At 26.3% G+C, this 13677-nt stretch carries 15 protein-coding genes and 1 pseudogene; 14 read left to right on the forward strand and 2 right to left on the reverse strand.

Annotated elements, in window-relative coordinates:
- Positions 1-234: 234 nt before the first annotated feature.
- Together EG240_RS14970 and EG240_RS14975 are read left to right on the forward strand one after the other, a co-directional pair.
- Positions 235-666, forward strand: coding sequence for a VOC family protein (locus EG240_RS14970; protein WP_125020164.1), 432 nt, complete (start codon positions 235-237; stop codon positions 664-666).
- An 86-nt stretch (positions 667-752) separates the two neighbouring features.
- Complete coding sequence (locus tag EG240_RS14975) at positions 753-1313, forward strand: helix-turn-helix domain-containing protein (protein WP_125020165.1); 561 nt, start codon at positions 753-755, stop codon at positions 1311-1313.
- 36 nt (positions 1314-1349) lie between these two features.
- On the opposite strand, the gene EG240_RS14980 is transcribed toward EG240_RS14975, so the two are convergent.
- Positions 1350-2834, reverse strand: coding sequence for a DUF805 domain-containing protein (locus EG240_RS14980; protein WP_125020166.1), 1485 nt, complete (start codon positions 2832-2834; stop codon positions 1350-1352).
- An 80-nt stretch (positions 2835-2914) separates the two neighbouring features.
- Positions 2915-3949, reverse strand: coding sequence for a DnaJ domain-containing protein (locus EG240_RS14985; RefSeq protein ID WP_125020167.1), 1035 nt, complete (start codon positions 3947-3949; stop codon positions 2915-2917).
- A gap of 648 nt (positions 3950-4597) precedes the next feature.
- Between EG240_RS14985 and EG240_RS14990 the strand changes: the two genes are divergently transcribed.
- From EG240_RS14990 to EG240_RS16725, 12 genes and pseudogenes are all read left to right on the forward strand, one after another.
- Entirely contained in the window at positions 4598-5746 is a 1149-nt protein-coding gene (locus EG240_RS14990) for a DKNYY domain-containing protein (protein WP_125020168.1), read from the forward strand.
- A gap of 284 nt (positions 5747-6030) precedes the next feature.
- On the forward strand, positions 6031-6582 hold the full coding sequence (locus tag EG240_RS14995; RefSeq protein ID WP_125020169.1) for a DMP19 family protein: 552 nt from the start codon (positions 6031-6033) through the stop codon (positions 6580-6582).
- Positions 6583-6685: 103 nt separating this feature from the next.
- The gene (locus EG240_RS15000; RefSeq protein ID WP_235830398.1) at positions 6686-7477 is read left to right on the forward strand and encodes a fatty acid desaturase; all 792 of its coding nucleotides are present in this window, start codon (positions 6686-6688) and stop codon (positions 7475-7477) included.
- Positions 7478-7632: 155 nt separating this feature from the next.
- Positions 7633-8010, forward strand: a complete 378-nt coding sequence (locus tag EG240_RS15005) for a hypothetical protein (protein ID WP_125020170.1) — start codon at positions 7633-7635, stop codon at positions 8008-8010.
- Between the two features lie 90 nt (positions 8011-8100).
- Positions 8101-8739, forward strand: a complete 639-nt coding sequence (locus EG240_RS15010; RefSeq protein WP_125020171.1) for an RDD family protein — start codon at positions 8101-8103, stop codon at positions 8737-8739.
- 6 nt (positions 8740-8745) lie between these two features.
- Entirely contained in the window at positions 8746-9255 is a 510-nt protein-coding gene (locus EG240_RS15015) for a hypothetical protein (protein WP_125020172.1), read from the forward strand.
- Positions 9256-9265: 10 nt separating this feature from the next.
- Positions 9266-10624 (forward strand): tetratricopeptide repeat protein, encoded by a 1359-nt coding sequence (locus EG240_RS15020; protein WP_158612034.1) that lies wholly within the window; start codon positions 9266-9268, stop codon positions 10622-10624.
- Between the two features lie 226 nt (positions 10625-10850).
- On the forward strand, positions 10851-11339 hold the full coding sequence (locus EG240_RS15025) for a hypothetical protein (protein WP_148096357.1): 489 nt from the start codon (positions 10851-10853) through the stop codon (positions 11337-11339).
- A gap of 10 nt (positions 11340-11349) precedes the next feature.
- Positions 11350-11847 carry a hypothetical protein gene (locus tag EG240_RS15030; RefSeq protein ID WP_125020175.1) on the forward strand — a complete coding sequence of 166 codons (498 nt, stop codon included), beginning with the start codon at positions 11350-11352 and terminating at the stop codon, positions 11845-11847.
- Positions 11848-11866: 19 nt separating this feature from the next.
- Positions 11867-12439, forward strand: coding sequence for a hypothetical protein (locus tag EG240_RS15035; RefSeq protein WP_203229326.1), 573 nt, complete (start codon positions 11867-11869; stop codon positions 12437-12439).
- Between the two features lie 18 nt (positions 12440-12457).
- On the forward strand, positions 12458-13423 hold the full coding sequence (locus tag EG240_RS15040; protein WP_125020176.1) for a hypothetical protein: 966 nt from the start codon (positions 12458-12460) through the stop codon (positions 13421-13423).
- A 44-nt stretch (positions 13424-13467) separates the two neighbouring features.
- Positions 13468-13677: pseudogene (locus EG240_RS16725) on the forward strand (hypothetical protein); the annotation flags it as partial.

Below are 13677 nucleotides of genomic sequence, written 5' to 3' on the forward strand. Positions count from 1 at the left end.
AAATAATTGTTTGATTCTTCCATAACGACTCTTTTTTATGTATCGTTATTTCAGGACGGGACATATTTAATAAGCCTAAAAGTTAAACTAATTCTTGCGTTTAAAGTTTCAGATTTTCGAATTACGTGTTGCTATTAATTTTGATCTCAAAATAATCAAATACAAAACTATATCATTTATTTACTTTAATTTAATTTTTATTTACATTTATAATTCAAACTAAAACAAAAAATTATGGCACAAGTAAATGCTTATTTAAATTTCAATGGTAATTGTGAAGCTGCATTCACCTTTTACAAAAACGCATTTGAAAAAGAATTTGAGTACATCGGACGTTTCAAAGATATTCCTTCAGACGTTGAATTAACTGAGGAGGAAGGAAACAAAATTATGCATGTAACTTTACGAATCAGTGATGCAACCGTTTTAATGGGAAGCGATTGTGATGAGAAATTTTCACCATTAGCAACTTTCGGAAATAATATTTCAATTTCAATTAATACAGATTCTGAGGAAGAAGCAAACGATTTATTCAACAAACTTTCGGATGAAGGAAAAGTTACAATGCCTTTGGATAAAACATTTTGGGGCGCATATTTTGGAATGTTCATTGATAAATTTGGCATCAATTGGATGGTAAATTACGATTACGAAACAAACGAATAAAAAAATTAATTATTAAGAAAGCTCTTTTTATTTTTATATGACGGCTGTTTATGATATATTTGAAAAAGTAAAACTTTTAAATTATTATGAAAACGATTCGAATTAAAAATATGGTATGTCCACGATGTATAATGGTGGTAGAAAAAACATTAGAAGATTTAGGATTCGATTTAAATGATGTTGAATTAGGATTGGTTGAATTTCACGAACCTATTACGCTAGATGACCGTAATAAAATAGAAGAAAAATTAATACCACTTGGTTTTGAAATTTTAGATGATAAAAAAAGTCAAACGGTAGAACGAATTAAAACACAAATTATCGAATTGGTTACTAAGGAAGTAAATGATTTAACCATCACGCTTTCTGAGTATTTATCGAGTAAATTACAAACCGATTATAACAGTTTAAGTCAACTATTTTCAACTCAAGAATCACAAACAATTGAACAATTTTATATTCTTCAGAAAATAGAAAAAGTCAAAGAATTATTGGTTTATGACGATTTATCTTTGAGTGAAATTGCTTATAAAATGAATTATAGTTCAGTTGCTCATTTAAGCACGCAATTCAAAAAAATTACAGGATTGACGCCTACTCATTTTAAAGAAATTAAGTTGTTAAAAGACGAAATGATTAATAAATAAAACAAAAAACTTCCTTAGACGGGAAGTTTTTTGTTCTTAAGAAACAATTATATACAAATAAGCTAAATTTAAAATCATGATAAATCCAAGCAAACCTTCATATTTATCTTCGTGTTTTACTTTATCCATAAAAAAGAAAGTATAAAATTGAAACGCTAGAAAAACAAAATAAAATATCAAAACTCCCCCATTTAGATTTTTACTTGGCATATAATACTTTTGATTTTGAGAAGCATTATCAACTCGGACGTAACTTAGATTATCAGTAAAAGTATTGATTCCCAAATAAACTAAATCATAACGATTTGCTTTTAATACTTCTCCTATTTCATCGGAAATTATATATTGATTTCCATTTGCTCTAATGTACATTTGAGTGTAAGAACCATTTCCTTTATAATTACTAATCTCTTTTCCATAAATATCATTTGCATAAAATGGAATTTCGTGTTTCGGATTTAAACTAAAAAAAACGATTAATATGATATTCAAAACAGCTGTTCCTAAAGTCAATTTGGTTAACCTAGAAAGTGATTTTAAATCGAATTTTTTCGAAAACGAAACTTCCTGATTTTCTGACAATGCTTCTGCTGGTAATCCAAAATCATTCATTACAGAATCGCCTTCTTTTGTTGAAAGGTAAATACATTGAAACCACGAAATAAATGGAATTAAACTTATAAAAGCAAATTTACCCTTCGAATTAAAATCGTGAAAACGTTTTATTGATTGTTTGTAAAGCGTCAGATAATAAGCGAAATTCACAAAAATCAAAATAAAAGGATAATCAAAAGTTATTGGAACAAAAAAATACATCAACACCAAATAAATTGCCGTTAAGACCAAAACTCTTCGGGTAAAAGTTGGTGCGTCGATACGCCCATATACATCGTTGAATTTCTCTTTTTCGAAATGTTTCGGATTTATATGTGGATTGTTTCGAATTAAATTCTGAAAATAAGTTTCCTTTTCATCCTGAATATTTTCATAATAAAATTCATTTGAATGGTTTTGGAAAGTTGTGTTTTGGAAAGATTCACGCTTTTTTAAAATGATTTGACTAAAAACATAATTCTTGGATATTGAATTATAACAAAACAATTCAACTAACAAATTTGTACTTACTTCAATAATTCTAATTTTCTTGGTTCCTGAATTAGCAACTTTTCCAAAAGGTCGTAATTCAACAACATCTGCATCAGAAACTTCCCAAGTAAAAGTAACCACATCACCAACTGAAAACTCAGCATTATCGCAATAAAAAACAGAAATTTTTGGTGTGCTATTTATTTGCTTATTTTGTTGATGAATTGCATAATCGAGTAATTGATTGTAATGAATTCGACGTGCATCATCAATCAAAACTTCGTAAGCTTCTTTAATTTCGATGAAAATAGAACTTGCGTTTGGAGCTTTGTTTACATCTGGATGAAATTGTTTTGAAAGATTACGATATGACGTTTTTATCTCAATTGAGCTTGCGGAACGAGATATTTTTAAAATTGAATAATAATCTTTCATCAAAAAAATTACATTTTAGTTTTAGGATAATTTTATTATGTAATATAATTCAAATATAACATGTTCAAACTTACTTGAAATTACAAGATAAAGAAGAAAAAATAAGCTAAATTGACAATTATAATAAATATTAATGTCGAGTCATATTGTTTTTCTATTCGCATTTTTTTATCAGTGAATATAACATAATATTCGAATAATAAAAAAAGAAAATAGAGAATTGGAATTGGACTATTAAAATCAACTACAGAAATATAATGAGTTATTTCTTCTCCTCCAGCAAAAATTCTAACAAAACTAACATTATCTGTAATTGGATTTTTACCTAAATAAATAAACTCAGGTTTATAAACTGCATACAGATTTCCCATTGTTTCAGAAATTTCAAATTCACCTGAATCAGTTTTAATAAAATGATGCCATTGAGGACTTTTACCTGTTTGAAGTAGACGCCCATAATATTTTATTACTTTTTCTGAAACCTCTTCTTTTGGAATAAGAAAAAATAAAAAAATTAAAGCAATATTAAAAATTGCAGTTCCAAAAGCACATTTGGCTAATTTAGATATAGGATTGAAATGATTTTGTTGCTTAGTTTTATTATTATTTAAACTTTGATTTTGAAAATTTTCACGCTTTTTTAAAATGATTTGACTAAAAACATAATTCTTAGACATTGAATTATAACAAAACAATTCAACTAACAAATTTGTACTTACATCAGTAATTCTAATTTTCTTCGTTCCCGAATTTGCAACTTTACCAAAAGGTCGTAATTCAACAACATCGGCATCAGAAACTTCCCAAGTAAAAGTAACCACATCTCCAACAGAAAACTCAGCATTATCGTAATAAAAAACAGAAATTTTTGGTGTACTATTTATTTGCTGATTTTGCTTCTGAAATGCGTAATCGAGCAATTGATTGTAATGAATTCGACGTGCATCATCAATCAAAACTTCATAAGCTTCTTTAATTTCGATGAAAATAGAACTTGCGTTTGGAGCTTTGTTTACATCAGGATGAAATTGTTTTGAAAGACTACGATATGCCGCCTTAATCTCAATTGAGTTGGCTGATCGGGATATTTTTAAAACTGAATAATAATCTTTCATTAAAAAAAGAAAATGTTATAATAATTTTAATTATTTAAGAAAACATAATATCAAATTATATCACTGATTTTTTGGTTAATCAATATCTTTCAAATCTACTAATTTTATTTTTTTTTACAAAAAACACCAATAACTCATAATGTTTAAACGTATAAATTTAAAATATGATAATGATTTTGATTTAACATTTTTTGTAACCGTAAACAATTCTAAAACCTTTTATTTAACAAAAATGTAATGCTTTTAAAAATAATTGAAAGTAAAAAAACACAAAGTCAAACCTTTACTTTTAAAGAGAATCATAATGAACTATGATTTTCTTTTAAAGAAATTTTCATTCCGTTATAAGTTTACTTTTAATATTTTGATTTCGGTTGGCTGACTAAATCTTATACCGATACTGAAAGTTCAATTTGAAACCATTTTGTGAGCACGTTATTGTAGCTAATTTTTTATTAATATATTTCGAATTTAACTTTTAAAGTACTTCTTTTAAGCAAACTAAACACTTTTAAATATAATAAAAAAAGTGTATTTTTATAAAAGCTAGAGGTTTAATAATGAGTAAAAAACTTTTTTATAAATCGAACTTTTTTCAAAAAAAACACCAATTCCTAAATCGTTAGAATTACAAAATTCATCTTTATTATGAAAAATATAAATTACATAAATAAAATAATTTCACTCTTATTAATCTTTGTAATAATCAGTAGTTGTAATGATTTCACAAATCAAGTTGGAAAAGTAATTAATGCAGAAAAATCAAAATATTATCATTATGGAAATCAAGATAAACATGCCGTCTTTTATTACAGCAACGCATTTCTTGGTGATACTCCGCGAAAAATGGAAAACGTTGACAAAGATACTTTTGAAGTTATTTCTGAAACTTGGGCGAAAGATAAAAACAGTTTTTATTTCAAAAATTTAAAAGTCACAAACGTTGATTATCAAACCTTCAAAGTGGAATCAAAAACACTAAAAAAATTGGATAACACAACTTCAAACTACAGAGAAAATCTACTAAAAGATAAAAACAATGTTTATCGACTTGGTGAAACTTATCTTTTAAAAGATAGCATTAAACTAGAAATTGTAGAAAACGCAGAACCTGAATCTTATGAATTAATTGGAAAACAAGCTGCGAATTTTTGGTCTAAAGATAAAAATCAAGTTTTTTTCAATTATAAAAAATTTGACGGCGATCAAAATAGTTTTGAATTGTTGAGTGATTATTTTGCAAAAGATAAAGACAATCTATATTTTATTGAATTTAATTCGTCTTTAAAAGAGAAAGTGAACACAAATGAACTTAAAGTTCTTAATCCATTTTATATTCGAACCAATTCAAATGTTTACTTTTTTAAAGATAACGAACTTAACAAATTTGCGCTAAATGATTTTAAAACCATTAAAGTTTTCGATTCGAATAAACTTTGGATTAAAGCAGATGATAAATTATATGTGTACGGAGAACTTTATACATTAGACGGACTCGATTATAAAAATTTTGAAAGTTTGAATAATTATTATTTCAGTGATGGAAAAGCAATTTATTATTCGGAGTTTAATTCATTAGAATTAAATAAAGTTACAAATAATGTTTCGTCGTTTTCATCTATTAAGAATTCACCTTACGCAAAAGATCATAAAAATGTCTATTATAAAGATAAAATTATTGTAGATGCTGATCCAAAAACATTTAAATATGATGATGAAAACGAAATTGTTCAAGATGCAAAAGGAGAATTTTCTTTTGATTTGAAACAAAAAAAATATGTTAGAAAACAGAAATAAAATATTCAACTTAAAATCACGTTATCTATTTACTCATTGATTTCAGAAAATAATTTGATTAAAAAAATAAAAGAGAATGAAACTAAAATTAATCTTATTTCTACTAATCATAACTTGTAATTAAGGAAAAGAAATTGGTAATTTCGGGAAATATAAAAAAGATGTCGCACTTGTAACTTCGTTTATGAAATGGTACGGTTTTATTGATGTAAATGGAAAAGAAATCGTTACGGCCGAATATCGAAATTTAGATGATGCAATCAAAGAATTAAATAAATAGAATTATGTTCAAAAAGAAAAAATTAAACAAAATTATTGTTTCAGAAAATTCGTTTAACGATAATGATCCATATAAAATAATAGGTTCAAACATCAGTGTTGTCAATGTTTTACGAGAAGAAGGAACAGATATTGAAGAAATTCACGACGATGCAATGCTTAGTTATTATGTCGATTTTTATTTGGCACAATATAACAATGGTGATTTTTCTCAATTTGTTTGGAATTCAAAATGGGACGAAGAACTTATTGAAAACATAGCAATTGGTCTTGAGAAAATGGGTGCAGAAAAACATTTACAGTTCTTCGAAGAACAATGTGCTAAAGTAGAAAATTTATCAGAAGAAGAATTAGATGCTTTTTTAGATGGTGAATATTTCGGAGAAAATCCAACCAGAGATTTATTAAACAATGATGCTTTTTTTGATATTGATGAAAAACTTATAGAATTAAATTCAAAATGGTTAAAAAATCATCCAGATTTAAAAGTGCATTCTATTGATGATATGTTTGCTGCCATTGAAAAATTTCTAGGTCGTAAAATTGAAAAATATTAAAAATAAAAAAAGAACAAGATGTAAGTAGCTTAAATTTAAACTTATATTTTGTTCCTTTTTTGTATCAATTTAACCAAGCTTTTTAGCGTTAAAACAAAATATCATGAAAATATCAATTCAAGAAATTCGTAAAAAAACAGTTTGGAAAGATTTGAATAAATTATCCATGAAAGGAAAAATTATTGAAAACTTTTTGAATATTCCTTGGCTGATAATATCTTGGATTTTAGCTTACAAAGGTTATTATTTTTTAGCTTTTCTTTTTTCTGTAATTTATTTTCTAACTACTTTGAGACAAGTTCACAATGGCATTCACAATTCATTGGGATTAAATAAAAAAAACACACGTTTGTCTTTATTAATCAATAGTATTTTTATGTCGGTTTCTGCATCTGCCATAAAATTTAATCATTTACGTCATCACAAATACAATCTATCTGAAGAAGATTATGAAGGTATAACGGCAACTATGAAATGGTATCAAGCTATTTTATACGGACCTGTTTTTATGTTTAATATTCATTTAAATACAATAAAAAAAGGCAACTCGATTTACAGAAAACAGTTATTCTTAGAAACAATTTTCATCATTATTTTTGTTTTCATTGCAATCTATTTTAAAATTCATTTTCTGATTTATCACATAATTGTAATGATGTTTTTTGAAGGTTTAATGGCTTTTTTTGCTGTTTGGGCTGTACATCATGACACGGAAGAAAATCCCGAATTTCCAAGAACGCAGCGTGGAGCGGGTTGGAAAAGTTTCATTTCTGCAGATATGTTTTTTCATTTAGAACACCATCTTTTCCCTTCGATTCCAACTCATAATTTGAAAGAGGTTTCAAAAAGATTAGATGATGTTTTTCCTGATTTAGACAAAAAAAACGTGTTTTAAAAAATAATATTATAAAAATTTCACGCATCAAAATTTATACTTTTCGCAACGATGATTTCTTGTACAACAAGTAAAAGCGTGATGAAAAATTGTGCAATAAATCCCATAAAGCTCAATATAGAAAACATAAACGGAAATTAAAAAGGAACTGACCTTTGGAGTCAATTTTATTCTTTAAAAACGAAAAAAAAGACACAACTCAAATAAAAAATCAAGAAAATACTTTTACAAAAATAGCTTTTAATGGAAAAGATGAAATTAGTGTTTTCGTTTTAGAAAATGAAATCAAACTAAAAGCAAAAGTTTATATAGATAATGTTTCCATCAAAAAAAGACATAAACTCATTCCATTGGTACTCATTTATTTCGAAAGTGAAGTCTATAAAATAATGCTTTTCAGCAACACAGAAAATGTATTAACAATTTGTGGATATTCTAGTCATACACTAGTAATTTTATCATGTCTGAAGGAAAAGATGGATATTTTTTACAAACTTTTGAAAAAACATAAACTAAATAAAAGTGCAAATTAACATAAAAATAAATTAAATAAGTAAAATATTAGAATTTTAAATTAATATTAGTAAATTAGTTTAACCAATTTCACTTATAAAAACACAATTATGTTAATTATTTTCGGAACCAAAAATGTTCGTAAAACAATTAAAAGAGGCAACTTTAATTGTCCAAGATGTAACACCCAAAGAATTATTAATCTAAACCAAAACAAGAATTATTTTTCGTTATTTTCTATACCTGTAATTCCTTTAAGAAACAATGGCGATACATTATGCTGCAATGTTTGCAAAACAGAATATATTCCAAATTCAATTTTGGACGAAACACAATATATAGCTTCTACAAGAGATATTGATGGAAAAGATTTTGCAATTGTTGCTCCCGGAAAACGCTTGTTAGATTTGATACTTAATTTGACTTTCTTAATCCTCTTGAATTTTCCATTAGCATATTTGGCTGATTACCTTCCACCCTATTTCAACAACAAATTTGCTTGGGTATTTCTTTCGTTTTGGTGTATCTATTTCTTTATTATGAAACTACTTTTTAAAGGTACAATAGGAAAAAAAATTGTTGGTATAGAAACAATTTCAGCATCAGAAGGTAAGAAAATTTCAGTCTTTAAATATTTTATAAGAAGTATTGTAAAAGTAATTCCATTCATCAATGTTGTTTTACTTTTTAATGATAAGAAAAAAGCTTGTAATGATTTTATAGCAAACACAATTGTAAAAGAAAATTAAAAAATCATGAAAAATAAACTGAAACTCGCTGTTTTTTCGATATTATTTCCATTTATATTATCAATAATATTGAATCAATTGCATTATTTCATACCAAACTCAGCTGATGGAATCGAAAATAGTATAATTGATTCGATTTATTTTATAATGAAATTTTCGCCTTTAGGAACCTTACCTTTTTTTATTTCATTATACAATAACAAAGAATATAGAGCAATTATAGAAAACGAAGAAAAAAACAACATCAATCTAAATGATAATTGGATAAAGCATATTATTATAAGAGTTGGAATTATTTTAGTTATTTGCGGCCTTTTTTTCTCTCTTTCGCTGGTTAGTAGTGGAATCGATACAGGTTACATAATTTTATACGGAATTCTTATAACAATCATAGTTGCAACGATATATTTAGCAATCGAAAGTATTTTTCTAATTACAAAAAAACTTTGGAATAAATTGATTTGTAATATTATACTACTTGCTTTTGTTGCTTATTTAATCGTTTCAATGTCTTAAAAAAATGAAAATGAAAGAAACATGGATAACCTTACTTTTATTTATTAGCGTAAATCTAATCTCAATTGCACAAAATAAATTTCAAGAAATTGATAATTTGATTGCATCAGAATCTATGATTGATGCAAAAACAGCATTAGAAAAACTAGAAACAACTTTAAAGAAAGAAAATAACACATCTGAATATTGGTTGCGAATTTCTAAAGCAAATTATAATATTTTTAAAATTGAAGAAGCTGAAAAGGCTTTAAACAAAGCGATTGAATTAGATAGAAAAAATCCTGTGATTCATTACGAAAAAGGTCGCTTTTTTAATAAAATAGATAAAAACGAACTTGCAAAAGAAAGCTTCTCGCAAGCAATTCTTCTAAAACCTGAATCCAATTATTATTTTTGGAGAGGAATATCAAATCAAAATTTAACTTTAATAAACGATGCCATAAAAGATTATAAAATAGCAATCGAATTGGGTGAAAATACTCCTGAAATTCACTTCAACTATGCAATTATTTTACATCAAAATGGAGATTTTGAAAAATCTTTAAAACATAATAACAAAGCCATTGAGTTAAATCCTGAATATGCAAATGCTTATAAATTTAGAGCGATTACTCATTTAATGTTGTTTGATTTAGATGCAGCATGTGTTGATTCTGAGAAAGCATTTTCAATGGGTATAAATAAATTTGTAAATATTCCTGTAGAAATTTGTAAAGGTTCAAAAAAACAGAAATTAGAATTTATCGGAGGTTTCTGTTTAGCAAATAAACAATATAAAAAAGGAGTTGAAGTTTTTACTAAATTAATTGAATATAACGAAAACTTGACTGCAATGTATCATAATCGCGGTTATTGTTATTTTCAAATTAAAGATTTCAACAATGCCGAAAAAGATTATTTAAAAGCTTTAGAATTACCCAAAGCTGAAGTTGATATGCTTTATGACAATCTAAGTTTATTGTATTTTGACCAAGAAAACTTCACCAAATCTTTAGAATATGCTAGTAAACGAATTGAACTTAATCCTAAAAATCACGTTCCATATATTGATAGAGGTCTAAATTACCGAAAATTAAAAAAATATATTGAGGCTGAAAATGATTTTAACAAATCATTAGAAATTTCTCCTAACTTCTTTCGTGCATTTGGATATCGTGCTTATTTAAATTTAGAATTAGGAAATTTTTTAAAAGCCTATGAAGATGCTTCCAAGGCTGTAGAAATAAACCCAAACTATGATTACGGTTATTTGGTTTTAGGTCAAGCAAAAAAAGAACTGAATATGCCAGATTTTTGTAATGATTTTCAAAAAGCAAAACGATTGGGTAATCCAGAAGCAGATGAAGCAATTTTGAAATTTTGTAAATAAATATATAGATTGAAAATAAAGATTTCATTATAGGTTACTTTCAAAATGACTAAAAGAAATAATTATAAATTAGAAAAAGACAAATTGATATTATATCAGATTATGGTAATATCAAAGGTTTTGTTTTTTTTCTAAAAACGTATAGCCAAAGTAGATCAGATTAACAGTTTGTTCAATTTCTATATGGAATCAAATATTTTAATAAATTAACACTTAAATAAAGAAAATGGGAATATTTAATACATTAAAAAGTTTTTTTTCAATATCAGAAGAAGAAAATAAAGCAACAAAAAACAAAATGAAATTTTTTATGCTTCAAGCGTTAAAAAAAGATGATTTATCAGGTTTTGAAATCGTTTATGGAAAATTAGCAGAAAACAAAGATAATCTGGTTACAAGAAAAACACAATATCATAATTATGCAATAGCCTTTAATCGTCAAACTTCAGAATTGATAATTCTTCCGATTGATCCGAAATTAGCCAGTTGCGGTTGGCCGATTTTTATAAATAATGAAACCCTTAAAAAAGCAGAAACAGTCTTGTTTGGCACTGCATTTTCGTTTGATTTAAAAGATGGAGATAACATCATGTTTGACACGCCGGCACAGAATTATAAAATATCTAAAATTTTAGGTGCTTTGGAAATACCAATTATTCAAGAAAAAGAAGTAAATTCATTTAAAGAATTTTTTAACAAAAATTACAAGAAATAAAACAAACGCTATGAAAAAAATAATATTATTACTAATTCTATTAACAACAAATTATTTTACTTCTTTTGCCCAAGAAACAGTCGTATATCCTTCTGAATACGGAGAATTTGAATTTTCATTATGGTCAAAAATTGTTTTAGAAATAAAAGAAGTAGATAACAAAAAATTAGAATATCGCATTTTATCTTATGATGAATATACAACACCTTATTCGTTCGAAAATCGTGTAGATTTATTTTCATTACGTCCAAAAGAAAACACCATTGAAATTTATTTTATTGGAGCATTCTATAATGATGGAAATGATGATAGTGACTGGAAAACGGTTCTGAAAATTAAAAACAATTTAAAGAAACCGATTAAATATAAAGCAGATATTGTGTATTATTTTAATAATGAATTTGAAAACACAAGTGTTGTTGGAGCGTTTCCTGGTACTGAAACAAGTGAAGTTTGGGCACATAAAATCGATGATATCATATTGTATGATTTTGAATATATGGACTAATTTTTCTGAATTGAAAATCATGAAAAAAATAAAAATCATTTGTTTACTTTTCGTTTTTTCTTTTATATCGTGTGATTTCAATATTAACATGAATCCAGCAGGAAGTCCAGAAGTAAACAATCCATTTTACGTCACTACAGAACCAACACTAGTTAAAAAAATAATGGTTCCGACAGGTACGATTCTATCTTACGAAAAACATTTTTGGAAAGAAGGTGCGCAATCTAAAATGATGAACGAATCAAATTTGGAATTTATTAAGTTACCAGAAGAACGACCTATAATTTGGGGAGGTGTTCCTGTTTATGAAATTTACAAATTTTTCAACCCAGAAATGAACGGTTTTACTGTTTATGCGGACTTTAGCAAATTAGATACGGTTAACATAAATGAATTTATTGGAATTTGGAAAAATTGCAGTGGCGATATTGGCATTGATGTAAAGAATATTGATGATTGGTCTTTTAACAAAGAAAATATTACAGACATTAGCAGTTGTGGAAATCATTATCAACGTTTTTTTAAAGATAATGTAGAACAACAAAAGTTTTTAGATAATTTTTATTTAGCGCTACAAAAAGTTGAAAAATGAAAATAACAAAAAAATCTTATGAAAAAAGCCATATCACTTATATTTATATTGTTATTATTCACTTCATGTGCGACTGTTTTTAGTCATAAAATACAAAATCTAGAAATAAAAAGTCAAGTTGAAAATGCTCAAGTTCAAATTCAAGATAGTACATACAATTTACCTGCAAAAATAGAAGTAAAACGTGGAAAAGGTCCTTTAAGTGTCAAATTCATTACTGATAGTTTACAAACTGAATATTTTGTAGAACCAAAACATACACAAAAATTTCTTTATGGCAACTTACTCTTTACATATTTCGCACCTATTGGTTATGCTGTAGATTATACGAATCATAGAAGATTTTTTTACGGAAAAACGGTTTTTGTAAATAATGATTCAATTCATGTATTATACAACAAAAGGCAGAGTAGAAAAAGATTTGAAACAGAAAAAGGAAATATTTTTTTAAATGTATCGATTCCACTTGTCAATTCATTTTATATACAACCAGAAAATACCTCACCTAAAAAAGAAACTGGAAGATATGGATTTTCTATTGGAGCTGATTATTATTACCAGAAAAATAGATTTATAAATTTCACATATTTATTTACTACAAATTATGAAGCTTCACCTGCCTATTTTTATAATTATGATAATGCGCATGAACATTATAAATCAGATGTATTTATGTTAACTCATAACCATAACTATAAACGATTCAGCTTTGGGTATGGTTTATCATATATAAATTACAGATGGATATTACATGATAATGGCTATTATGATTATCAAAAAGAAATTTATGTTTTGAACGAAAATTTCGATGAAAAACACGGTGCTCTCGGTTTATCATTTCCTGCGTATTTCAAAATTGGTAGATTTATAAATGTTGGATTTATTTATAATCCAACCTTATACACACCAAGTTTACCAAATAAATTTACTTATGAACATGTCTTTTCATTTGATTTAAAATTTAAAATCAGAATCAAGAAATAAAGTTTGGTGATATTTAGAAAAGTAAATTACTCAACGATTAAAATATGAATAAACTACTAAAAATCACAAAAGCAATCTTTATATTTTTTATTCTATGGTTTGTTATTCATACAGTTATTATTTCGATAGATGGTTTAAATGACAAAAAAATTAATGCTGATGTTGCTATAGTTTTAGGTAATAAAGTAAATGTGCAAAAAACGGCTATAGTATACCACCTTCAGCGGATTAAAGTGAGCATAGCGCAACGGCTC

Origin of the sequence: Paenimyroides tangerinum (assembly GCF_003865405.1) — a bacterium.
In the GTDB taxonomy this organism is placed as follows: domain Bacteria; phylum Bacteroidota; class Bacteroidia; order Flavobacteriales; family Flavobacteriaceae; genus Flavobacterium; species Flavobacterium tangerinum.